Raw genomic sequence first — 26108 nt, 5'->3', positions numbered from 1 at the left:
TAATTTAAAAAAAACACACAGAACTTTCTTACACATCAAGTAACTACATAATCTATGCTTCTTTAACTCGCATTTTGAATAATGATCCACAAGAAGCCTTAAATTTAGTAAAAGATGCATTTGTCTATGGTTTTCGCAATTTTTGGAAGTTTAATGGTAATAGTTGGGGGACTAAGGAACAAGATAGAGATTATATTTTACTAAAACCGTTGCATGAGAATACGCTCATTCAAGAATATATAAAATCTGTTTATAAACCTATAATTGAGTATTGGGGTTTTGATATAAAGAAAACGCCTTTGTGCTGGTTCGAAAAATCTATTCTTAATAGAAAAAATGAGAAGTGTTTAATATCAAGAAAAAAGCTGGAAAAGGGTATTGAAGTGTATCAATTCCGATTTTTTAATGGCGCATATGACATCCCTACTGATTTTTTTTTTGCTGATATTGGCAGTTTTCATTCTTGCAAAGAAGCAATGGAAAACTTAAGAAAATACAAAGATAATAATTATCAGTTATCTGATTTTGCATTTAAAGTAAGTTACAAGCACCCATTAATAAATGCTTTTTGGAATAGGCTTGACGATTTTAATTTACAAGAAACACTGCATTTGATAGCTAATCCCCCAGTAAATCCATCAGCTTTTAGGACTTACTATTTTGATGGAAAACTTCAAGAGATTTCAAAAGGTGTAGGAATCAATTCTGGAACCGGAGGGGAGTTTCTTAATTTGCTCTATGTACTAGTAAAATGTGGCTTTTTAAACGATATTTGTTCCATGTTACCCGAACTTCCTGAGCATTTCCAAGTCACATTAATGTGTTTTGAAATGGAATCAATACGAGAAAAAGTGTCTTCTTATATTGGTTTGCCAGAATTATCTAACTTATATTCGATGGCTTTTAACTTTTCAAAGAAAAATGAAGAAGTTAAACAAATAATCGAATTTGGAAAAAATAATCCGGATTTTAGAAAAAAATTAGCAGTATCGTTAAATATATATGAATACCATCTTTACAGTAATTATCAGCCGGGTATAAATTGGTTTTTCCAAGAGTTTAAAAAATTTAACAGAGCTAAGGGAGGAGGTTTACTTGACTTTTTAGTTGCAGAGCCCGAATTGATTCCAGTTTTAAAAAAAATGAAAGAAAACATTTGTATCCCATTTGATAAAAATTTGGATGCTTATAAAAATTCGCGTCCCTTTCTATATCGAACTATTACTTTAAATGCTGCCTTCTATGATGTTAAGAAATTGGAACTATGGCTAGACGTACCTAAAGATCTCATCTGGTCATCTAATTTTAAAAGTGTTCATGGAAAAACAAAAAAAATAATTGAAAGATGCATTAAAACCTCTGGCTGTTAAACTACCCTTTTAGTCTTAGTTACTATAGTTTAGTTCAACGCATGTATGTGCCTATTGTGTAATTTAGTGGCATTATCGTTTCACATAATTTTTTTCTGCAAATTCGAAAACTGGAAACTAACCAGCCAAACTGAATCTGCCAGAGCAGTGAGAGTAATTTTAACCAAAATCCATTACATGAAAAGTTGTAGTATTAAAAAAATGGGTTAATTATTCAATTAAAATTTAATTAAAAAGATTTTATTTTTTTACAATCATTGTATACCGTCTTAACTATTTGTGAGAAAAAAGATATCTGCTCCCTTATTTTGGATAAATAATTAATACTTTTTTTAATGAATGGTATTTATTAAAATATCTCATTTATAAATCTTCAAAAATTTACAAAATCTAAAGTTTGTAGCGCTGTTCTCATAAGAAAATGAACTATTTAAAATAAATTGTATTTTATCCCTATTGTACTTAAGAACTCAGTGTGAAAACAAATAAAAGAAAGATATTCAACGCTTTTTTTTTATTGTAAATGGACTTATTTATGTGTTTTTAAGCCTTAAGTAGGTGTATAAAGCATATTGCCTTTAATTATATTTGTGATCAGTTTTATCTTAATAAACATTTAATATTTGTTTTTATACAATAGGTCTTAAGTTGTTAATTTTTGATATCATTAAACTAAACATCGAACTTTTATTAAAAACATTATGGCTGAACCTGTAAGTATTAGTGCAAAAATTAAAATATCAGAAGAAAATTACAAAAAGTATCTTCGAAAAGTTTCTCAAGATATTGCCAGTTCAGTATTTGATTGTATTAAAAACGAAGACAGTAATTATTTTGTTTTTAAATATGTAAAAAAAGAAAATGCGTTTTATGCTTTCTTTTTTTTCAACTATGGTAATTCCGACTTTTTATTGCACCATTCTTTACTTCATAACTTAAAACAAATTGAGGCATATCTTGATCAGGAAAGCATTGGCTATATTATTGCTAATGTAAATGCCTATAACTGTGCAAAGGCAGACTTAATATTTGCCGCTAAAATAAAAAATAAGAAAATTAGCGCAGCTCGTTTTTCAAGTAAAGAAACTAATGAATTTTGGAATGACGCGGCAAAATATTTTTTTGAGGAAACGGAAACTGATTTTTACACTGCTTTTCTTTTTAAGCAAATTATTGATAAAAGTATTGTGAAAAAAGTTGAAAAATTACAAGAAGAACATCGTACGCAAACATTAAAAAACAGTTTGCATACTGCTACTTTAGAGCAACCTATCGAAATATTTGCGAACTATTTTTATAACGGAATAACTTTTTATACAGTAGAACTCAATGAAATAACTTCATTTGTCAACGTAAATTTGCAAGAATTAAGAAAGACTGACTATGGTTTACGTGATGACAGTAGTATTATAATTGGGAATTTGCGCATAATGATCCGAGATGGTGCCAAATTCAAAAAACATCAAAGAGCAAGCATGCGCTATTATGCTTCACTTGAAACTGTTTATAGTAGTTCACTTGAAGCGTATCCAAATTCAGACGGAGCGAGTTTTAAAATGTACAGCGAATATGTAGCAGAAGATCACTTGCATATTTACTTTGTAGGACAACAATTTTTAAAAACAGATGTTGGTGATTATAAAATAAATTCTTGTGGCTATTATTATCAAAACATTGTTCTCTATAGTGCTAAACAAATTAGAGTAGGAAGAATTGTAATAAACGGTATTGACGAAGCTTCTTTTAGTATTATTTCTGAAATAGCAGGGATGCTGGTCTCAAATAGCAGATCAGACCTTTCACATTTTATTTTGCATTGTAAGGATAAAAATGGAGAACTCATTATTCGTGAGCGTAATTTACATAAACCAAATGTAGTGGTAGAACGAATAAGTTCGCTTAGTAATTATTTGAATAATCTTGAAAAAAAAAACAAAGAAAATTCTCTCACATATATTCCCGGTAAGTTTTATGAATATGGTGTGGAAAAATATTATACCGGAATGAATCAATGGCTAAAAAAATATTTTGAAAAAGAATATCAAAAAAATATTTATTCTGCTTATTTACATAGAGGATTTAATGATTATTTCTATTGCTGTTTTCAACTGTATTTAAAATCTAACGACACAATTCATTTTGAAAAAGCAATTGTCTTATTTGATAAAATAGAAAAAACTTGTTTCGTAGAACCATTTATTTTTCATAATATAGCTTGTATTTATACTGCTCTTAATTTTTTAGACAAAGCAATAGAATCGATAACAGCAGCAATTTATTGCGGATATGAAGGAATTGATTTAATTTGGGATGATATTCATTTAAAAAGCCTTTTTATCCATCCACAATTTATATTAATTAAAGAGTATTACTATACATACGCAAGCCAATATCCAATAATTGATGAACCTCTGCTTGATATGTTAAATACTGTCATAACAGAATCATCTCCTATTACCGCCGCTTCTTACCCTAGCCCTATAAGGGATACTTTGTACAGAGTTTTGCAAAACTTTTATATTCCGGATTACAATTTATTATCTAACGAGGAAAAACATCCATGGAGGAAAATTAATCCTAAAATTACTCTTTTTTTAAACAATGCTTTTTGTCATCACCTATCTCAGCTAGGTTATATTGAACTCTACAATCAGTATAAAAACTACGAAGTGATAAATGCTAAGACACATTATTATGCAATGGTTGCTTTTTTTAGATCTGCCCATTTTAAATATCGTATGTGTGCTCATTCAGATTATTTATCCATTGCAGATAAAATTAAAGATTTAATTGCAAAAAATAAAACTACTGCGGAAATTATTGAATTAGAAAAAGAAATAAAAGCAAGTCCTATCAACAAAATATTAAACATTCTCTAATAAATGGAATTGAAGAGATTACTCAGAAACGTACTAGAAATAAAAAAAATTATTTTACTAGCTTGTATTTTACTTTGCTCTGCATGCTTAAGTTCAGCAAAAATTGGAGATAAATTGATCGGAAAGACTAAAAGTAATATTATTAAGTGTTGGGGATCACCAATACGTACAGTTGTTCATGGCGAGCAAGGGGAAATACTTATTTATGGAGAACAAGTTTTCATTAATGCGCACAGGGGGGGGCGTCTAGCATAGCCGGACCATGTTACTGGGACTATATATATGTTTATTTAAATAAAGATGGAATGATTTACTCGTATAAAAAAGATAGACAAAATTTACCACCACAAGTAATTGTTATAAAATAATGTTGTCAAGTGCTATTAACAAAAAGAATAATGGAGTATGCTAAAAATGAATCAAACAAAAAAAGACTTAAAATGTAAATAGTGGAAATAAAAAAGATTGGTTTTTAATTTGATTCTCTATTTTGTCTGGTCCTGAAAAAGCGATACGGATTATTACATAAAATTAAATATTAAACAGTGGCAAAAACTTTTTTGTTGCTGTTTTTTTTTAAATAATTTCCATTGTATCTCTTAGTAACAATCGTATTCTATAAGGTTTTCCGCTTCCCTTGAAAAATTAAGAAAGGGCTTATAGCGTACGTATATCTGATTGTGAAAACTATTTTCAATTAAATTTATATGTAGTTAAGATTTAATTAAAGTTCCTTTTTTAGACCCTGATGTATATAAGTGTAAAATTTATGTTTTGAGATTTATTGATTATTCCGGTGAAAGTTTGCTCTGGAATACCCAATTTATATTAAAAAAGAGAGTTTTGACGAAAATTAAATAAGCGCTTTCATTGGTTCTTAAAATAAGCAATAAAAAATATTGTAAGATTTTTTTGTAAAATATTGCAATTAGTATTCTAAATTTGATTTATCTACTCTTTAATATTAATGATATTTTTAGTAAAAAAATAAAACGGATAAGGAAAGGGATTTTTGAATTTTTAAAAGGCTTTAATTAAATCCTAATGTTAGGTATTTATGACCTTAAAGAGCCGGTAGTTTGTGTTGTTAAATTGTTTTTTTGTAGAAAATTTAATCTTAATAAATTGCTATGAAAAAAATTGTACTAATCCTTATGTTTTCTCTGGGACTACTTAAAATGCAGGCACAAATAGAAAAAGAAAAAAATAATATTAATAATTATAATAAGTGGTCTGTAGAGGCAGCTGGTGGTTTTAATAAGCCACAGCAAACAATTACTGCTAAATATTCTATGGAAAGAATCAGTCCATATACCGTTGATTTAGGTGTTAGATATATGATGAATAACAAATTTGGTTTAAAGGCTGATTTTGGTTATAATAGCTTTACTGGCAGAGATACATCAATTGACTTTGATTCTAAATACTACAGAGCGGACTTACAAGGGGTGGCCAATTTAGGAAGAATTATGAATTTCGAAACCTGGACTAAGACTCTTGGGATATTGGGTCATGCGGGCTTTGGTGTTGCGCAGTTGGAAAATAAAGAGCTACATGTTAAGGATAGAATGGGTAACTTAATAGCAGGTTTTACAGGTCAGGTTAGATTATCTGATCGTGTTGCGATAACCGGTGATTTGTCTACTATTGTTAATGCTTTTCAAGATCGCAATTTTGACGGAGCAGGTCTTACGGAAAGTAGAGGTTTTTCAGGAGTATTGTTTAACGGAACTTTAGGATTAAATGTTTATTTAGGTAAAAATAAAAAACATGCTGATTGGGTAGTAATCTCACAAGAGGTAGATCTTTCTCCATTAGAGAGTAAAATTGCTGAGCTTGAGGCCTTGGTATCAAAGATTCCTGAAAAACAAATAATTGTAGAAAAACCAACTACAACTACGATTGTAAATGATAAAGATATTATCAAAGAATTGATTAATGAAAAATATTATAGTGTTTACTTTGATTTTAATAAATCTACTCCAATCAAAAATTCTACTGCTGCAATTGATGTTGTTTTGAACTATTTAAGAAAAAATCCATCAGCTTCCCTTGATATTATTGGTTTTGCTGATCAGATTGGTAATTCAGTGTATAATAATAAATTATCAAATCAAAGGGCTAAAAATGTTAAAGTCATTTTAGAAAAGGCAGGTATTCCATCTTCACAATTAAATGTGGTTCCAGAAGGGGCAGATTTATCTATAGAGAAAAATTCACAAGAAGCAAGAAGATTGGCTAGGAGAGTCACTTTTAGAGTGAAGTAATTTTTTTTTTTTTTTTTTTTTTTGAGATAAGAGAGAGAAATAAAATTAAATTTATTTTTTTAAAAGCAGTTACGGGATTTTTTCCTGTAACTGTTTTCTTGATTTTATGTCTTACTGGTTTATTTGAGTGTTTATTCGCAATTCTTATTAAATAATATTAGGTATGATATTATCAGGAGAAATTAAATTGCTATTTGTGAGATATCTAATTAAATATACAATTGAATCGAGGATAATTTTCAAATTGAAAATACTTTTGTGAATTAAAATGCTGGTTTTGCTTTTTAATGTTTAATATTCTGTTGATAAAAGAATTAGTGTTAGTTAGTACTATTAATAAATTAATAATAGCAGAAAATGTTTTGTTAGAATTACTAAATATATTACACTGCAAGATTATGAAAGTTGCTACTAGTAATAAGTTTTTTAAAATTAGAAAACTGCACTTATATTTTCGAGGTTTCAATATAAGCAAGCGGTTTTTTTTGATATCAAAAGTTATGTTGTAAAATGCACAAGGGAAAAAAGAAGAAGGGAAATTAAATGAAATTTACATTTTTAAAAGTGGGTTTTTGAAATTTTGACTGCGTCGGATGAAGTTATTATAGAGATTATGGATGCTTGAAGAGGGCAATTTTCTAATATATGCTTATTCCACAATAAAACTGTTTCAATTTTAATATTTTTTTTTGAATTAGAATTTGTGAGTAATTGAAAACTAAATTTAGGTTTGGAATAAAAAATTATTTTATGTCAAAGAGGCGTGTTTTGTCAAAGTAAGTTTTGTTATCTGTGTAATATGTATTATTGTTTTAATTTTAAGGCTTTTGGGTTCCTTTTATGGAGTATAGTTGCTTTAAATTTGTGTAGTTATTTAAATAAGAGAGTAGGTTGATTATCTGTTGTTTAGATTTTTGTTTTTGGAAAAAGAATATCCGTTATTATACGGGTATTTTTTTACTAAAAAAATAAAATGAAAGATTTTTCTTTGTTTTTATGAGATAAGTTTAACTGCAGGTCAAATCTATTACAGTGTTTATATGTCTTATTGAATATTAAATTTTATTGTTTTTGATTTAATTTTAAATTTTAATTGGTGTACTGCAAAAAATATAAATTTACTTAAAGTGTAAATTTATATTTAGCTAAAATGGCAAGTTAAGATGTTGATCGTTCTTTCAATGTGTTGATTTGGGATAGTCATTAATTAGATATAAATGCGTATTCATTATACAAATAAAAATTGCTTATGGAGTCGAATTATTTATTGTTTAGAAACATAATAACTAAATTGGAGATTTATTATAAGAGGAGGATTTTAGGAGGTAAGGAAGTATTAGGAAGTGAAAAATTGAATAACCTCCAGGGTATATGTGAGGGTGTGGAAGCAATGGATAGTGAACAAAATATCGATTGCACGGCTTTAAAAGATCTATATTGGCAGATACTCTATTCTGACACTGGTAATTAAAGCCGATAAAAAAAACGTAAGATTATGTTTTTATGGCTTGTTTTTTTGATTTTAAAGCTATATGAATTTAAATTTATCAATTAATTTAAAATAAAAATCGTGAGAAATTTAATTAATCTATTTAATAGTTTTGTTTGTTTATTGGTGTTTAATTCTAATTCGAGAAAAGTTTTGCAGTCAAATTTACCAAAGAAAATTGTTGATAAGTACAATGATGAAGATTTAAAAAATTTTAATATTACTTATAGTGGAAATAGAATAATTAGAAAAGTATGTGAGGAAAATGGTTTTATGACAAAATATACTTATTCTGGAAATGTCATTTCAAAAATAGAAGAAATTGTTGCGGGAGGGGTAATAGATTTGACAATGGAATTTACTTATAGTGGTAAAATGTTAATTTCATCATTGATTAAAATTTTGGGAAATGAATACCATTATAAGAGGGAATATATATATAATATTGATGGAACTGTATCATATACAGAATGTCGAATTAATGTTTTTACAGGTACAATATTTGATGAAGGTTCAAGAGGGAAATTTACATTTAAAACCGGAAATTTAATAAAAAAGGAAAAAACTTTCATGGGAGACAAAAAGTTCTCCATTATTAAATTTGATGATAAGTATGCAATTTTTAAAAATGTTTTAGGTTTTGATCTGTTATTGGATTATGAAGCTATGGGGAATAACATAGTGAGTGTAAGCCGTGTTTCTGAAAAGGGTACAAGTGTGTGTAAAAATATTTATTCTTATAATGGAAATGGCTATCCGGTAGAAATAAAAATTATGGAAGATGGAAAATTTGATCGAGTAAAAAAAATTTATTATTAAACTCCGAGTTCAGCTCTAAATTGAAAATTAATATGGTTTGTAATGTAATTTAAAGACAATGTCATACTAAGAAGTATGTTTTTGTTTAATTTCTTCGGGTATTTTAAAGAAAATTGTTTTATTTTCTTCTAAAATTTATTATGAGTTTAAGGTGTTAAGGTATTTTTTATTTTGGTGTTTTTTGTTTTAAAAAAAGTATTATAGAAAGAGTAATGTGATTTAGTATTACTTTAGAAGTTATTTTGGTTTTTAGCGTGTGATAGGTGTAGGTGTTGTATATGGTGAAAATTCTAGTTAAGACATTTGAATTTTTCAGGTCTTTAATAAATCAAAAAAATAAGATGCGTGGGGTTGTATTGTATTTTGTTTTTCTCAAATTCATATTTCTTTAGCAGGTGTAAAGTGTAAGCTTTTAATAGAGTCATTATTTCCAATACAAAAAATCCATTTTTAGAAATGGATTTTTTTACTTAATCTTTTAGTTGTGAACAGATGATATATTGTGATTTTAAGTCATGTAAGCTTTATTGCTGTAAATTTTTTATGAGAATACAGAATTATATATGAGTTTTTTTAAAATTTATTTTTCATGTTATTTGGCTAATATCTTAATATAATAATCAATTTTTTAAAGAATCTAAAGATTTAAATTGTTTGTGTTTTTAATAAAATCTGCTGAAGGTTTGGTTCCGAAATGATTCTGATATATTTTGTTGAAATATTTTTTATTTGAATAATTTAGTAATCTCATTATTTGTATTTGTGATGAAAACTCGCCACTAATTAGTAATTGTTTTGCAAGTATTAATTTTTCTCGTATAAAAAATTGATTCGGAGAAATATTATAATGTTTTTTAAATAATACTTTATATTTGGTGATAGACATTGTTGCTGTTTTTGAGAGAAAAACTATTGAAGGGAATTGGTCGTATAGATTATTTAATAAATAGTCTCTTGTTTTGCTAATGGCCTCAATTTCAATTTTTGTGATATCATTTTTTGTGGGATTGGTATAGGTTGTTATAAAATTGGCTAATATTTTTAAAGATATACCTTTTAAATAAGAATCAAATTCAAGATCAAATATGGGTTTTTCTTTTAGGCTATTAATGAGTATTTTAATATTGCTATTGATATATTTATAGAATAGGATATTTTTCTTTATATTTTTTAATTTGTTATCTTTACGGGAAATGTAATCTTCTAGTAATTTTGCATCAATAAGTAAACGTAGGGCAAATATTCTTTGTCCTACTTTTGGTTTAAATGAATTTTCAACACTTGTGTGTAATACAAAGAGCCCCGAATCGAATTGATGCTCATTTATAGGGTAATTTTCATTGTTTATTGTGATTTCATTAATTTCATTACTCATGTCAAAATGTAAAATATAGAGATTGTCGTCTGATTTAAGTCTCTTTATTACGATTTCAGTTCTAAAGGTAGCATCCAAAAATATTACCGATATTCCCGGTATTACAGGTGTAAAATAATGTACTCCCAATCCTATATCATCTGGGAATATGGTTATTTTTTCATTAATTAGTTTTGCACCCAATTGTTGAGCTGGCCAATGTAGCCATTGTGGTGCTAGTGAATAAAAATGATTTATTTCAATCATAATTGTTGAGTATATGTTTTAGGTAGTATTCCGAATTTTTTTCTGAATTTTGAAGAAAAGTAAGCTGTGTCTCCAAAACTGAATGTTTTGGAAATTTCAGTAACGGAAAGTTGGTTTTCTTCCAGAAGTTCTTTGGCTTTGATGAGTTTGTTATCTAGAAAAAAGGCATTTGCAGTGTTACCGGTAATTTTTTTAAATAAAATTTTAAATTTAGATTCTGACATATTAAATTTTGCTGCTATTAATTTTATACCAGGAAAATGATTGTTCAAGTTTTTCAGTAAAAACTGTTGAGCGGATATAATATTTGATAAGTCATCTTGATTAACTTGTTGTATGATGATATTGTTTTCTGATATTTTAGTTAGATAATTAGAAATAAGCATATGTGCACTGCCAATCATATTAAGGTCAAACAATACTTCTCCAACTTGTAATTTGCGCAGGTCGTCTAATATGTGTATGCTTTCATGACACATTCTATCCCATCTAATAAAGGTGTTTTTAGATGGATTCATTATTGCTTCAATAGTTTTGCTTGAGAAATTATTATTTTGGGCATATGATTTTATAATTTCTTTTTTAACAAATATGCAAAAGATAAAAATTTCGTCATCTTTTTTAACTTCAAATGTATGGTCTAAAGAGCTGTCAATTAATGATAAATTGTATGTCCAAGATCCCATTGAAGTTGAGATATCGCCGAAAGAAAGTCTGGTAGGATCTACAGATAAGTGGTAGTACAATCCGACAAAATCATGTTTTAAATTTTTTTGAATTATTTGTAAATCACAATTGTATTTCACATCTATATATAAGGCAATGACACCTTGTCCACAATCTAAAAAATATCTGCTGCCAGTATGAATTTCTTCTGGAAGTATTATGAAATTTCCATCTACTTTTCCTTTAAATTTTTTAACAAATGGTTCGACCCAGTCTAGATCAGCGCCATAATGAAGCTGTATTTTTTTCATAGATATTGATTTAATTATAAAACTGTTCTATTTGAAGATTTACTTTTGGAAGTTTTAAAAGTATTTATTAATGAGCTGTTTGTTAGCTTGTTATTAATATAGGAGGTAAGTGGTTTTTAAAAGACAAAATTATAGTGTCATATGGTTTTTTTGGAGTGTATTAAGACTTAAAATCATGGCAATAAGGTCTTTCTTTATTTTTTGGAGCAAATTTATTTATAGAAGAATTTTTGATTAGTTGAAATTTGGTTTATGTTTTTTCAGTACCAGTTAGATATGTAGGTATTGTCTTGTATAGTTTGGTTTTTCGAGTGTAATTACCAAACAGAATATGGTTGATTTTTTAGTTCGTGTGGAGGATAGGGAGAGATAGATTAAAAAAAAAACAGTAGAAAGCTATGCTTTCTACTGTTTTTTTTATTTTATTAAAGTATGTGTGCTCCACTAGGGGAAAATTATATGCGGTAAGAATTCTGCATTAATATTTTTGAAAATTAATTTTTACGTGTTTTGTTTCTTTTTGCTTTTGCTCCAACTCTTGACATTGCACATCTGAATCCAATAAAATCAGTAGAAAAATCCTGCGACATGTACCTTCTTTGTGTAGGGTTAAGCCAGTATGCCCGATCTCTCCATGAACCACCTTTGTAAACTCTGGTGTTGTCACCTATTAAAGTGGTCCTTTTGTTTGACTTGTCATATTTCCTAATCATATTTCCTAATGAATCTAATGTAATTGTATTTTTTGGCGAATTATACATTTTGTATGTATTGTCTTTATCTGAAACGTTCGAATTTGAAGTGTTTGATTTTAGGAAATTTGTAGATCGTGAGTCGCCATCACTAAAGTTAATTTCGTAGGATCGATCAAAATTTTGACGTAAGAATGTTTCATCATCATCGACGGGGATTTTTTTAATTTCTCCGGGAAAATCCAAGGCTACTATTTTGCCATTACTTAAAGTATCGTATTTTATTGTTTCTTTAGTAACTAGTTCAATTTTCCCGTCCTTTCCTTTTTTGTTTTTGGTAAAAACACTGCCTCTAAAATAATTAAAATCATTATTTTGATCGTCTATCGTGGGTCTGTAGACATCTGCTACCCATTCGGCTACATTTCCTCCCATATCGTATAATCCAAAATCGTTCGGAGGATATGATCTGACTTCGTTGGTTATTTCACCATGGTCAGTTGGCCAGCCTGTTATACCGTTATAGTCTCCTGTAGCTTGTTTGAAATTCGCTAACTGTTCTCCTTTGGAATATGTAATTCCTCCCGACCAGGGATATCTGCGTTTTCCTTTGTAATTGTTATATACCCTTTGACCCACATTGGCAGCGGCTGCATATTCCCATTCTGCTTCAGTAGGAAGTCGGTATTCTGGAAAGATTATTCCTGTGGAACGTTCTGCATACAAATTTATTTCTTCTCTTGTTTGATTTGCATTTTTTGCTGGTTGTTTTTGCATGATTCTCACGCCACTGGCTCCTTTTAAAACAATGTCTGAATTGCCTCCGTAAGTTCTTGTAGGCGCCACTAAATAGGTTTCGGTGTTAAAAGAACTCTCTGCAGTAACATCATTAATTTTGGCTCCCTGTTTTAAATACCCGTTTTTTTCTAGTGATGCTTCATTGACCCGTTCTGTTCTCCATTTGCAGAATTGCGTTGCCTGAATCCAACTAACGCCAACAACTGGATAGTCAGAATAAGCAGGATGTCTAAGATAATTTTTAACCATTGCTTCATTGCTGCCTAGTCTGTTCCTCCAAACTAAACTATCTGGAATAACGCCACTGTATATGTTTTTATAAAGTTCAATAGTTGGTGGAAAAACTTTTTTTATCCATCTTATGTATTCAAAATACATAGCATTAGTGACTTCTGTTTCATCTATATAAAAGGATTGTACATGCTGTTGTGTTGCTTGATTATTCCAATCATGCATTATGTCATCTTCAACTTTTCCCATTACAAAAGATCCTCCTTCGACAAAAATTAATCCCGGTGCGGTATCTTGACCTTTAAGCTCTTGGGCTCCAATAACTCCTTTGGTTGTGCCACTCATCTGCCAACCTGTTGCTCTTGAGCTCTTATCGTATAATGGCTGCTTGTTGCAGCTAAAAAGAATTGTAATTAATAAGAGCGAAGTTATAATTTTATAATTTCTCATAATGATTAAGTAGATATTTAAAAGCATTCAAAAAATATAGTAAAAACACTTTTAGATATTTAAAATTAAGTTGGATTATGCTTTAATTATGAATTTTGAGAGATCTTAAAACTTTTATCTCGGGAGATTTGCTGTTATTTAGTGATTATAAGTTTTAGATAATTTCGAATTAATAATTAACAGTTTTTATTTTTTATTAAAATCATAGGCAAAATTAAATACAGATTTGATTCTTTAGGGGTGTTAATAGGTCGTAAAAATATTGCTATAGGTTTTTTTATTATTAATAAGGTTTTGATTTATAGTAGACCAAAGTTATAGGTGATAAATTTCGAGGATTGGTTTTGAAATTCTGTATTTAGTACATGTGTTTTTTTTTGTAAAGCATATTTTGGAGGGGTTTTGATTTGTAAGATTTTTGTTGATATCTTTTGTAAAAAAAAATGCTTAAATATAAAATAGACCTTATTCTCATAGTTTTACGACTTATTACAACCGTGTGTTAGTAACCTGTGTGTTTATCTTTGCCATAAAGTTTTAAAAAAGAAAGATCCTTGCAATTTATAATCGTTTGTTTGGATTCTGTTGTAAAAGATTGTGAATAAATTTTATGGTATTGCTGGTGATTATATATATAAGTGTTAAAGCAAAAAATAAAAATGTGAAAAAAATGTGATGAATCTATTAATTGAGATTGTCTTTTTGATAAGAGGATCTTTTGACTGAATATTAATAGTATGCTTTCTGATGTGAAGATTTTGTTTTTTAAGCGATAAGTTATTTATACCTGGAGCTTAAAAAAAAATGATTTTGTTTTTAGAAAAAATACTGAGTGTTGAAATTAAATTTAAAATTATGAAAAATAAGAATAAAAAATTACTTTTTTTTGCTTCCGTATTAGGTGTGGGGCTTGGTGCAAATGCGCAAGTTGGTATAGGGAATACAACTCCGAATGCCTCATCTCAATTAGAAATAACGGCTACTGATAAAGGTGTATTGTTTCCAAGATTGGCATTAAAAGGAAAACTTGATAATACTACTATTGTTGCTGGTAATGTAAATAGCCTTTTTGTTTATAATACTGCTACCGTTACTGGTGCTGAAGCGATAGAGCCGGGGTATTACTATTGGTTAGCTGGTCAAAACGAATGGGTTAGATTAATTACTTCTGTTGATTTAATTAGTTTAAGTGCATTGGGTGGGGTAAATGTAGGATCTGGGGCTCCGGGAGCGGCTGGAACACCTGGTATTGATGGTTCTGTCAAGTTTTATGTTGATTCTTTAACAGGATTGATATATGTAAGAGATCCTAAAGATTCAAATAATTGGATTCCTGCTGGTGGCAAAAATGGAGCAGATGGGGGAACTGGAGTACCGGGCGCTGCAGGTACACCAGGTATCGATGGATCAGTTCAGATGTATGTTGATGACGCTACCGGAATTGTTTATATAAGAGATCCAAAAGATCCAACTAAATGGATTCCGATTAACGGAAAAAATGGAAATAACGGTAAGGATGGGATTTCTGGGGGTACCGGAGCGCCTGGGGCTGTAGGATCGCCTGGTATCGATGGTACTACTCAGTTTTATGTAGATACTGCCACAGGTGTTATCTATGTAAGAGATCCTCAAGATGCTACAAAGTGGATTCCTATTGGAGGAAAAAATGGAGTTGATGGAAAAGATGGGATTTCAGGAGGTGCCGGAGCGCCTGGAGCAGCAGGAACGCCTGGTATTGATGGTACTACTCAGTTTTATGTAGATACTGCAACGGGTGTTGTCTATGTAAGGGACCCTCAAGATGCTACAAAGTGGATTCCCATTGGAGGAAAGAACGGAGTTGATGGAAAAGATGGGATTTTAGGAGGTGCCGGAGTTCCGGGAGCGGCAGGAACTCCTGGTATCGATGGTACTACTCAATTCTATATAGATACTAATACAGGAGTCGTTTATGTAAGAGATCCTCAGGATCCAAGTAAATGGATTGCAGTTGGTGGTAAAAATGGAGCAGATGGCGGAACTGGAGCGCCAGGAGCGGCCGGAACCCCGGCTATTGATGGCTCAGTTCAGATGTATGTTGATGATGCTACAGGGGTTGTTTATATAAGAGATCCAAAAGATAAAACTAAATGGATTCCGATTGGAGGAAAGAATGGAGTTGATGGAAAAGATGGAATTTCAGGAGGTGCCGGCGTTCCGGGAGCAACAGGAACGCCTGGTATCGATGGTACTACTCAATTCTATATAGATACTAATACAGGGGTTGTTTATGTAAGAGATCCTCAGGACCCAAGTAAATGGATTACAGTTGGTGGTAAAAATGGAGCAGATGGGGGAACTGGAGCGCCAGGAGCGGCTGGAACACCGGCTATTGATGGCTCAGTTCAGATGTATGTTGATGATGCAACGGGTGTTGTCTATGTAAGAGATCCAAAAGATAAAACTAAATGGATTCCGATTGGAGGAAAGAATGGAGTTGATGGAAAAGATGGAATTTCAGGAGGTGCCGGCGTTCCGGGAGCAACAGGAACGCCTGGTATCGATGGTACTACTCAGTTTTACGTAGATACTGCTACGGGTGTTGTCTATGTAAGGGATCCACAAGATGCTACAAAATGGATTCCCATTGGAGGAAAGAATGGAGTTGATGGAAAAGATGGAATTTCAGGAGGTGCCGGAGCGCCTGGAGCAGCAGGAACGCCTGGTATCGATGGTACTACTCAGTTTTATGTAGATACTGCAACGGGTGTTGTCTATGTAAGGGACCCTCAAGATGCTACAAAGTGGATTCCCATTGGAGGAAAGAACGGGATTGATGGAAAAGATGGAATTTCAGGAGGTGCCGGAGCGCCTGGAGCAGCAGGAACGCCTGGTATCGATGGTACTACTCAGTTTTATGTAGATACTGCTACGGGTGTTGTCTATGTAAGAGATCCACAAGATGCTACAAAGTGGATTCCCATTGGAGGAAAGAATGGAGTTGATGGAAAAGATGGAATTTCAGGAGGTGCCGGAGTTCCGGGAGCGGCAGGAACTCCTGGTATCGATGGTACTACTCAATTCTATATAGATACTAATACAGGAGTCGTTTATGTAAGAGATCCTCAGGATCCAACAAAATGGATTCCCATTGGAGGAAAGAACGGGGTTGATGGAAAAGATGGAATTTCTGGAGGTGCCGGAGTTCCGGGAGCAGCAGGAACGCCTGGTATCGATGGTACTATTAAGTTTTATGTAGATACTGCCACGGGTGTTGTCTATGTAAGGGACCCTCAAGATGCAACAAAGTGGATTCCCATTGGAGGAAAGAATGGGGTTGATGGAAAAGATGGAATTTTAGGAGGTGTAGGAGTACCAGGAGCGTCAGGAACGCCGGCTATTGATAGTACTACTCAATTTTATATTGATACTGCTACGGGTGTTGTTTATGTAAGGGACCCTCAAGATGCTACAAAGTGGATTCCAATTGGAGGAAAGAATGGAGTTGATGGAAAAGATGGGATTTCAGGAGGTGCCGGAGTTCCGGGAGCAGTAGGAACGCCTGGTGTAGATGGTACTACTCAATTCTATATAGATACTAATACAGGGGTTGTTTATGTAAGGGATCCTCAGGACCCAAGTAAATGGATAGCAGTTGGTGGTAAAAATGGAGCAGATGGCGGAACTGGAGCACCAGGAGCGGCTGGAACACCAGCTATTGACGGGTCAGTTCAGATGTATGTTGATGATGCTACAGGTATTGTTTATATAAGAGATCCAAAAGATGCAACAAAATGGATTCCCATTGGAGGAAAGAATGGGGTTGATGGAAAAGATGGAATTTCAGGAGGTGTAGGAGTACCAGGAGCGTCAGGAACGCCGGCTATTGATAGTACTACTCAATTTTATATTGATACTGCTACGGGTGTTGTTTATGTAAGGGACCCTCAAGATGCTACAAAGTGGATTCCTATTGGAGGAAAGAATGGAGTTGATGGAAAAGATGGGATTTCAGGAGGTGCCGGAGTTCCGGGAGCAGTAGGAACGCCTGGTATAGATGGTACTACTCAATTCTATATAGATACTAATACAGGGGTTGTTTATGTAAGAGATCCTCAGGACCCAAATAAATGGATTACTGTCGGAGGTAAAAATGGTGCTAATGGAGGAACGGGGGTACCGGGAGCAGCTGGAACGCCTGCTATTGATGACTCAGTTCAAATGTATGTTGATGATGCTACTGGTATTGTTTATATAAGAGATCCAAAAGATGCAACTAAGTGGATTCCTATTAATGGTAATAATGGTAAAGACGGAATTTCAGCGGGAGATGGAATACCGGGAGCTTCCGGAACACCAGCTGTAGATGGTATAGTACAGTTTTATATTGATAGCCTTACTGGTATTATGTATGTAAGAGATCCAAAGGATGCAACCAAATGGATTGCAGTAAAAGGAGAAACTGTTTATAAAGTGGAAGAATTTGATGCTTCAGTTGCGCAAGCTACTTTTACCTTGACAGATATACCGGTTTTGGGAAGTGAGCGACTTTTTATTAATGGTGTGCGCATCTCTAATTCTGCTCTAGCTGTTTCTGGAACTACACTAACATATGATAAAACTAAGAATGGTTCGTATGATTTAGCGGCAGGTGATTTAATTGTAATTGACTACGTTAAATAATTTATTTCAATAAAGTTTTCCTGAATATTTTTAGGATGTAACTTTTGTGATAATACTTTTTTTTTGAGAAGCCTTGAAATGCAATGTAAAGCATTTTGAGGCTTTTCTTTATATATAATATATGTTTGATCTCAATGGGAGAATGTATTATAGAAAATAAAAATAAACGGAAAAATTACTCCCAGTGAGTATCAAGGGGAAAACTTCTGAGGTAGTAAAAATAAATACTGAATATTCGTTAGACATAAAAGAAAAAAGTCTATATTCTTTATCCTCTTGAATTTTTACCGGATTTCAATTATAGGTCATGGTTACAGCCTCGGGATACGAATCGTTATAAGGTACTTCAGGGAAATAAAGGTTTATTGGTTTTATTTTAAATAAAAAAGGCTAAACTTTTAGAACCTGTAAAAAAAATAAATATCAAAGCATATTTAAGTGGCAGAAAAGTAGTGTAAAAAGAACCTAATCTTATAATAAAGCGACTTATTGGCTATGCTTCATGGTTTTGCTTGTATTTATCTTTGCATAGTGTATAAAAAAATGGGATTAAGAATACCTGTATTTTTAATGCTGTTATTAAAAATTAAAAAAAAAACAAAATGAAAAAAATAATTTGTTTGCTCTTGTTTGGTTCAGGCAGTTTTGCTATAGCACAATCTAAGGTTATAACGACTGTTAATGGAGAAAAGCTTACGTATAGCCCTACGGTTATAGGGGCGGCGACACCGGATCCTTCTTCGGCTTTTGAAGTAAAATCTACCACAGGTGGGCTTTTAGCCCCACGTATGACAACTGTAGAACGTAATGCAATTGCTACACCGGCTATAGGATTAATGATCTACAATACAACGACATCTTGTTATGAATTTTATACGGGTTTAGTATGGTATAACCAGTGCGGGTCTGATACTTCACCAACATCTTCTGGTGGTACAGCTGTAATTACGTCGTACTATTATTCAGCTGATGGGATTTTAGGAAGGGCAATGGTTGGACAGGAGACTTCGATTGCGGGTGTTGGGTTAGATATTTATGCAGTAGTACAAACTTTAGGAACGTATGATCTTTTTACGGCAACTGTAAATGGGATAACTTATAAAGCATCGGGTACGTTTACTGCGTTAGGAAATCAAAAGATAAGCTTGAAAGCTAGTGGTGTACCGGTTAGTATTGGCACATATAATTTTACCCTTAATACCAATCCCGGTGTTGCTTTTAGTATAATTGTTCAACCTTCGTTAGCAAGTGGAACTGTTTTAGGAAATGCTGGAAAAGTATGGCTGGACAGACCTGTGGGTGCGCAAAGACGGTCACAGTATTGGGATGATCTTCAGGGATTTGGTGGGTTATATCAATGGGGGCGCAACTCCGATGGTCATCAGGTAGTATATAAATCGAGATGGGATACACCTACTTATTTGTCTCCTGTTACTACTACTGTAAGTCAGACTATTGTTCCTGGGCATGGAAATTTTATTATACCTACTCCGGGAACAGGTGGTTATCATGATGATTGGTTTAAATTTACTACTGCAGCTGGGGCGGGACGTTGGAACCAGTTTCCTCAAGATAACAATCCGTGTCCTTCCGGTTTTCGTGTGCCTCAAATTGATGAACTTGCTGCGGAGGTTAAAGCATCGAGTCCTGGTGTATTCACTAATTCTCCTCTTGATATTCTAGTTGGTGGGTATAGGGATATTAATAATCCAGGTGTGTTGTCAGATACTCAAGGGAGATATGCGTGGAGTGCAAATGTTGAAGGAGAGACTGTTTATGGATATTATATAAAAGTGGGTTTGGGTGTGGTGACTGTAGGTTTTATTAATTTAACTAGTGGTTTGCCGGTATACTGTATTGCGGAATAGAATTGTGTTTAAAAGATTTTTAGGTTTGAGGTTAATTGACATTTTTTTTAGTGTTAGTCTTTCAATAAAATCAAATATTTCGTCTTGAACGATAATTTTTAGTTAAAAAAAATAATTATATGAAAATATCATGAATCTAAGAAGGTGTTTAATATGTTTGATAACTTTGTTTGTAGTGGAGGGGTATGGTCAGAATAATTTTACTCTTAACGGTCATTATTTAAGAGAAGTAAATAAAAAAGTTAAACTAGTTGGTTTTAATGTGTTAAAAGATACGATTCTGAGTGAAGCTTACAGTGACTCAGAAGGTTGTTTTAGTTTGAAGTATCCTAAAGATTATGTAGGAGCAGCCATTATTAATATTGATGGTGGGGATAAAAATGAAATTACAGGTCTGGTGGTGATGCTTAATCATGAAAACTTTTCTTTATCGTGGAACGATCCTAATGATTATACTTCTTTAAAATTTAACAATTCAGTAGAAAATGAGGTATTCAGTAAGGGAGTAATGATGACCCAAAATGCTGAAGCATTGTTGTCAGGACTCAAATATCTAAAACCTTTATATGCCCAGTGCCTGGAGCAACAGGTTTGGTTGGAGAATGAAATTGAGAAACAGGAAAGGGTTTTGCCAGATTTTAGAAAAAAACTACCTGTTGATTCTTATTCGGGATATTACCTGTCCATGCGCAAATTTATGGGTGACATGATGTTGACTATCGATAGGTATAAAGATCAGCTGCCGGAGGTTGGCAGGCAGTTTCGGGCTATTGATTTTTCAGATCCAAAACTTTCAAGCTCGGGTTTGCTTCCGCGTATGCTAAGTAACTATTATGTGGTTATTGGAAATTATAGCGATCATGGCAAAGCTGTAAATGATGCTAATGCTGCTACGGATGCTGTGTTGAAGAGTCTGGATAAAAACATTGCATTGAAAAAAGTAGTTGCTGAATATATGTTTAAACAATTTGAAAGATTTAATCAGACTGAATATGCTGAATATTTAGCCTTAAAAATGCTAAATGATAATTCTTGTTCTTTAGGTATAAGTGAGGCTGCGCCATATGAACAATATCGGAAAATGGTTGTTGGTAAAAATGCGCCGGATCTTATTTTGTTTCCCGCAGCAAAATCATATAAGACACTTTTTGAGGTTGCTGCTGCGTACAAACTGGTTGTTTTTGGCAGTAGCTGGTGTCCAAAATGTCAGGAGGAATTGCCTAAGTTAAAAGAATATTATTCAGATTGGAAGAGTAAGTATGAGCTTGAGATTGTGTTTGTTTCGTTGGATACGGAAAAAGACAAGTATGATGCTTTTGTAAGCTCTTTTCCGTGGATTTCGAGTTGTGATTTTAAAGGCTGGAAATCTAAAAGCGCTGTTGATTACTGCGTTTTTGCAAGTCCAACGATGTACTTATTGGATTCTAAGGGTAAAATACTTTTAAAGCCATTTAGCCCAAATCAAATTGATGTATGGCTGGAGAATGTGCCAGAAAATAAAATATAGGTTTTTTTTATAATTATAGTTTTATCTAAAATAGAATTTAAAATGTTGTTGGAAGGATAATACATGTGTGGATTTTAGTTGTGGTTTTAAAGGCTGGAAATCTAAAAGTGTTGTTTATTACTGTGTATTGGCCAGTTCAACAATGTACTTGGTTGATTTTGATGATAGAATAATTTTAAAGCCTTTTAAGTTTGGGACAAATTGATGTATGTCTGGCCAAGGGCTAATTCACAAGACAGTAAATAGGGAAATATAGAAATTATAGAATGTAAAATGAGCTGTTAAGTAATGTTTTTTTTATATAAAAACATATTTTTAGAAAAAACCACTCTAGTAGTAGTTATGGTCGGAAGATTTTTCTTCCGACTTTTTTTTGTCTTGTTCTTAACAAATTATCCTTAACAGGATTAATCTTGTTTGTATATTTATTGCCATAAATCAGTAATTTATGGCAAATTTTAAAGATCACAAAGTGTCGGTAAATGAGTTATTAGGTTTTATTCCTGAAGCGCTCTTATCACATCTCTCTACTAGTACAAAAGTGGATCATTATTCAAAAGTACTTCATGGTAAAAAAGTATTTTACCTACTTCTGTATGCTATCCTTGACAATGAAAAACTCGGTCAGCGCACATTAGAAGACACTTTTAATTATTCCGGTTTTAAAACTATTTTCAATCTTGAGGAATCTGAAACAGTGAGCAGAAGTTCTATTTCTGAGAGATTATCGAAGATTGATGCCGGTTATTTCAAAGAAATTTTTGAATACATGTATGATCGTTTCTCAGAGAATTATAATCAAGCAGAAAGAGATAAGTACAATTTAATACGCGTTGACAGTACAATTGTTTCAGAAGCTGTGGGAAAATTTAAAGAAGGTATTGACCAAAAGACCGGTAAAAAGCTTGTAAAATATAGTGTTTTCTTTGATGGGATTCTTCCGGCAGGTGCAGAAGTGTTTAATACTCAGAGCTATTCATCTGAGGATATTGCGCTTCCCGAGGCTATTTTAAAGCAGGTCGAAAAAGATGCTCAACATCGTAATATTTATATTATTGACAGAGGTATTCAATCCACCCGTACTATGAAGGATTTTGACCAAAAGAATGTCAAATTTGTAATCAGAGCCAGAGAAAACCGTAAACATGAAGAGCTAGAATCCCTAATCAAGGAAAATCAAGATTTAGATATCGGAGAGAACCTCTTAATAAAAGACAGTATTATCAATCTCTATACAGGAACTCCAATTAAAAACAAACGAGGAAACACACATTATAGAGAAGAAAAAGTTGAAACTAAATTCAGATTGGTCATTGTAAAAAACAAACAAAATCCAGAAAAAGAATTTTGGTTTATAACTAATGATTTTGAACTTACGGCCAAAGAAGTTGCAGATTATTACAGAAGAAGATGGGATATTGAAGTCTTCTTCCGGTTTATAAAACAAGAACTCAATGTTAGCCATCTTGTATCACTGAGTAAAAATGGAATAGAAGTTATGATTTACATGACTCTAATTGTAGCAATGCTTATATTAATTTATAAAAAAGCAAATAATATTGGGTACAAAACAGCTAAAAAAAGGTTTATCATGGAGCTAAGAGAGCTTATTACAGCAATAATGATAACTCTTTCGGGAGGAGATCCCTCAAAAGTCTTTAAAACATAAGTGGCCGGAATTTCTTCCGACCACTACTACTCTAGTAGTGTTTTTTTTTTTTTAGAAAGTTTTCCGATTTTTTTGTTTCGTGGCATTTATTGATGATTTTTTTTATTTCGTCTTTGGGGTCTTGTGATGAGATTTTTCACGTAGTTTTTTTTATTTAATATGTTGAATATTAGATTGTAGTAATTCGTGTAGTCTTGGTTTTTTTTGCGCTGAAATTAGAACCTATTATTATAATTTAATGACTTATTACCTCCGATTAATCTTTAGTTGAGCAATTATCTTTGTCTTTAGGTTTAAAACCTGTTTTAATCTTAGAAACAACTCAAAGGGGTTTATGGTCTATAGCGGAGGGATTTAATTCTTAAAGAATTTTCTAGAAGTAATTAATTAAAATATGAAAGTTATGAAGGTAATAAAAGCAGACAAATTGCTGCTAGGAATGCTGGTAATGGTTTCGGCCATTTGTACAGCGCAAACAGTAAATAGTGGAGATCTATATATCAGTCCTGGTACTGTAATGAATACAGTTGGTGCATTTGATAATAGAGATACAGCAAATCTTGTAAATGATGGTGAGTTATATGTTTACAGTCATTTTAATAACGATGGCTTAGTGGGTTTTACTCCGGGTTCAACAACAGGTATGACACGAGTGGCCGGGATTGCAGGGTTTCAGGATATTTCAGGATCGGTGCCGGTAAAGTGGTATAATACGCAATGGAATAATTCTGCGACACAGCCTGCTTTTCATTTGTCGAATGAAATAAGTATGTTCGGGAAATCTGATTTCACCAATGGTATCATAGATGATGATACCTACGGAGGTTTGGTAGTGTTTGAGGATAACGCTTCTCATATAAATGTTAGTGATATAAGTTATGTTCAGGGGTTTGTGAATAAAAATGGTAAAGATTCCTTTTTGTTTCCGATAGGTGACAAGGGTAATTTTCGCCCTGCGGGAATTTCTAATCCTGGTGCAGCTACAGATGCTTTTATTGGTAAATATTTTATGACAGATCCTGATGTGTTATATCCTTTAAAGAATAAAGCTGCTGATATTAATTTGATTGATAATAAGGAGTATTGGACTGTCACAAGGGCTGCAGGTGTAAGTAATTTGTTTTTAACCCTTAGCTGGAAAGAAAATGTTACTATGGATGAAATATACGCAGCTTCTGATGATGAAATACATATCGTGCGTTGGGATGCTGTCCTTAATAGTTGGGTTGACGAAGGAGGGGTAACTGATGGTAGGAAAGAAGTTACTATGGTGGTGAATCCATTAGAGAATTATGGTGTTTTTACTCTAGCAAGAGTGAAAAAAGCGATAGATGAAGGTATTGTAGTGTTTAATGGTCTTTCTCCAAATGCTGATGGTTATAATGATTATTTTAAAATTACTGGCTTACAGGTATTTGCTTCTGATAAAATAACAATTTATAATCGTTGGGGGGTAGTGGTGTATGAGACACAAAATTATGATACCAGCGGAAATAATTTTAGAGGTATTTCAGAAGGTCGCGGTACATTGGGTAAAGAAAATAAGCTGCCTTCAGGGACTTACTTCTATACTATAGATGTGGTTAAAAAAGATGGTAAGAATTTTAAAAAGGCAGGATATTTATATATCAATGATTAAACAAATACTTTGATTAAAAAAAAAATGTTTTGAGTTTATTTGATTCTAAGAAATAGAAGTCTTACGGTTATTTGTTTATAGAAACTCATTATTGTAAATTTTTTTGCGAATAAAAAAATGTTTTTTTTTAATCTTAAAAAATAATTTAAAATTATGGAATCTCCATGATTTAAAAATGTAATTCAGATTAAAATTCTTTTAGAAATTACATAAAAAAAATAAATAATTATGAATAAAATCAAACTTAAACTTGGTATGTTATTCCTTTTTGGACTAGGTACTACTATAGTTACATATGCTCAGCAAGAGTCACAATTTACCCAATATATGTACAATACAATTGGGATAAATCCAGCTTATGCCGGTTCCAGAGATGTATTGAGTATTAACGGATTGTATAGAACACAATGGGTTGGGGTGGATGGGGCACCCAAAACAATGACTTTTTCTTTAAATACACCTTTGAGTAATAGATTAGGATTAGGGTTTTCTGTTGTCAATGATAAAATTGGACCATCTAATGAAAGTAATTTAGCAGTAGATTTCTCATACAATATTCCGGTATCAGATCAATACAGGTTGTTTTTCGGAATAAAAGGCTCTGCACAATTGTTAAATGTGGATTTTACTAAGCTGAGTATAGAAAATGCTATTGATCCTACTTATCAATATAATATAGACAATAAATTCTCACCAAATGTTGGGGCGGGTGTATATCTGCAATCCAATAAATCTTATGTAGGAATCTCAATTCCTTATTTGTTGCAAAGTACGCATTATGATCATTCGGCAATTTCCAGTGTTCAGGAGAAAATGCATTTATATCTAATGGGAGGATATGTATTTGATTTGTCTGATACATGGAAATTTAAGCCTGCGACTCTTGTAAAAATGGTAGTAGGTGCTCCTGTCCAGCTTGATTTGTCTGCTAACTTTCTGTACAATGAAAAATTAACTGTAGGGATGGCTTACCGATGGGATGCGGCCCTTAGCGCTATGGTCGGTTTTCAGGTTACCCCGGGTTTAATGGCGGGCTATGCTTATGACTTCGATACTTCAAAGTTTGGAAGCTATAATTCGGGTTCGCATGAAATATTCCTGCGTTATGAATTCTCTCAAGGTGGAAATACATCAGTTGTGAGTCCTAGATTTTTTTAAATTAAAAAAAAC

Annotated in this window: 13 protein-coding genes; 10 read left to right on the top strand and 3 right to left on the bottom strand. The window is 32.2% G+C overall.

Going from position 1 to position 26108, the window contains the following annotated elements:
• Positions 1-74: 74 nt before the first annotated feature.
• The 4 genes from CLU81_RS02870 (at position 75) to CLU81_RS02840 (ending at position 8824) form a co-directional block, all read left to right on the top strand.
• Positions 75-1370: a hypothetical protein gene (locus CLU81_RS02870; RefSeq protein ID WP_099708451.1), complete on the top strand. Its 1296-nt coding sequence runs from the start codon at positions 75-77 to the stop codon at positions 1368-1370.
• 701 nt (positions 1371-2071) lie between these two features.
• Entirely contained in the window at positions 2072-4249 is a 2178-nt protein-coding gene (locus CLU81_RS02865; RefSeq protein WP_099708450.1) for a hypothetical protein, read from the top strand.
• Positions 4250-5379: 1130 nt separating this feature from the next.
• Positions 5380-6516: an OmpA family protein gene (locus CLU81_RS02855; protein ID WP_099708448.1), complete on the top strand. Its 1137-nt coding sequence runs from the start codon at positions 5380-5382 to the stop codon at positions 6514-6516.
• Between the two features lie 1570 nt (positions 6517-8086).
• Positions 8087-8824 carry a hypothetical protein gene (locus tag CLU81_RS02840; RefSeq protein ID WP_144444463.1) on the top strand — a complete coding sequence of 246 codons (738 nt, stop codon included), beginning with the start codon at positions 8087-8089 and terminating at the stop codon, positions 8822-8824.
• 637 nt (positions 8825-9461) lie between these two features.
• Here the strand turns inward: CLU81_RS02840 and CLU81_RS02835 are convergent.
• From CLU81_RS02835 to gldJ, 3 genes are all read right to left on the bottom strand, one after another.
• Entirely contained in the window at positions 9462-10445 is a 984-nt protein-coding gene (locus tag CLU81_RS02835; RefSeq protein WP_099708444.1) for a helix-turn-helix domain-containing protein, read from the bottom strand.
• On the bottom strand, positions 10442-11422 hold the full coding sequence (locus tag CLU81_RS02830) for a helix-turn-helix transcriptional regulator (RefSeq protein WP_099708443.1): 981 nt from the start codon (positions 11420-11422) through the stop codon (positions 10442-10444). The genes CLU81_RS02835 and CLU81_RS02830 overlap by 4 nt, the downstream gene beginning before the upstream one ends.
• A gap of 494 nt (positions 11423-11916) precedes the next feature.
• Entirely contained in the window at positions 11917-13593 is a 1677-nt protein-coding gene (gene gldJ, locus CLU81_RS02825; protein ID WP_099708442.1) for a gliding motility lipoprotein GldJ, read from the bottom strand.
• 855 nt (positions 13594-14448) lie between these two features.
• Between gldJ and CLU81_RS27280 the strand changes: the two genes are divergently transcribed.
• The 6 genes from CLU81_RS27280 to CLU81_RS02795 all read left to right on the top strand — a co-directional run bounded on the left by CLU81_RS27280 (position 14449) and on the right by CLU81_RS02795 (position 26096).
• Positions 14449-18255, top strand: coding sequence for a hypothetical protein (locus CLU81_RS27280; RefSeq protein ID WP_144444462.1), 3807 nt, complete (start codon positions 14449-14451; stop codon positions 18253-18255).
• Positions 18256-18857: 602 nt separating this feature from the next.
• Entirely contained in the window at positions 18858-20123 is a 1266-nt protein-coding gene (locus CLU81_RS02815; RefSeq protein ID WP_099708440.1) for a hypothetical protein, read from the top strand.
• 175 nt (positions 20124-20298) lie between these two features.
• Positions 20299-21630: a thioredoxin family protein gene (locus CLU81_RS02810; protein ID WP_233209778.1), complete on the top strand. Its 1332-nt coding sequence runs from the start codon at positions 20299-20301 to the stop codon at positions 21628-21630.
• Positions 21631-22078: 448 nt separating this feature from the next.
• The gene (locus tag CLU81_RS02805; protein ID WP_099708438.1) at positions 22079-23299 is read left to right on the top strand and encodes an IS4 family transposase; all 1221 of its coding nucleotides are present in this window, start codon (positions 22079-22081) and stop codon (positions 23297-23299) included.
• Between the two features lie 403 nt (positions 23300-23702).
• Entirely contained in the window at positions 23703-24938 is a 1236-nt protein-coding gene (locus tag CLU81_RS02800) for a gliding motility-associated C-terminal domain-containing protein (protein WP_158235306.1), read from the top strand.
• Positions 24939-25193: 255 nt separating this feature from the next.
• Positions 25194-26096, top strand: a complete 903-nt coding sequence (locus CLU81_RS02795; RefSeq protein ID WP_233209641.1) for a type IX secretion system membrane protein PorP/SprF — start codon at positions 25194-25196, stop codon at positions 26094-26096.
• Positions 26097-26108: the final 12 nt, after the last annotated feature.

The organism is Flavobacterium sp. 9, assembly GCF_002754195.1.
In the GTDB taxonomy this organism is placed as follows: domain Bacteria; phylum Bacteroidota; class Bacteroidia; order Flavobacteriales; family Flavobacteriaceae; genus Flavobacterium.
This window is presented reverse-complemented; position numbering and strand designations above follow the sequence as displayed.

Coding starts and splice junctions, on each gene's coding strand:
- CLU81_RS02865 (WP_099708450.1), top strand. CDS start 2,072: ATGGCTGAACCTGTAAGTATTAGTGCAAAAATTAAAATATCAGAAGAA.
- CLU81_RS02855 (WP_099708448.1), top strand. CDS start 5,380: ATGAAAAAAATTGTACTAATCCTTATGTTTTCTCTGGGACTACTTAAA.
- CLU81_RS02835 (WP_099708444.1), bottom strand. CDS start 10,445: ATGATTGAAATAAATCATTTTTATTCACTAGCACCACAATGGCTACAT.
- CLU81_RS02830 (WP_099708443.1), bottom strand. CDS start 11,422: ATGAAAAAAATACAGCTTCATTATGGCGCTGATCTAGACTGGGTCGAA.
- gldJ (WP_099708442.1), bottom strand. CDS start 13,593: ATGAGAAATTATAAAATTATAACTTCGCTCTTATTAATTACAATTCTT.
- CLU81_RS27280 (WP_144444462.1), top strand. CDS start 14,449: ATGAAAAATAAGAATAAAAAATTACTTTTTTTTGCTTCCGTATTAGGT.
- CLU81_RS02815 (WP_099708440.1), top strand. CDS start 18,858: ATGAAAAAAATAATTTGTTTGCTCTTGTTTGGTTCAGGCAGTTTTGCT.
- CLU81_RS02805 (WP_099708438.1), top strand. CDS start 22,079: ATGGCAAATTTTAAAGATCACAAAGTGTCGGTAAATGAGTTATTAGGT.
- CLU81_RS02800 (WP_158235306.1), top strand. CDS start 23,703: ATGAAGGTAATAAAAGCAGACAAATTGCTGCTAGGAATGCTGGTAATG.
- CLU81_RS02795 (WP_233209641.1), top strand. CDS start 25,194: ATGTTATTCCTTTTTGGACTAGGTACTACTATAGTTACATATGCTCAG.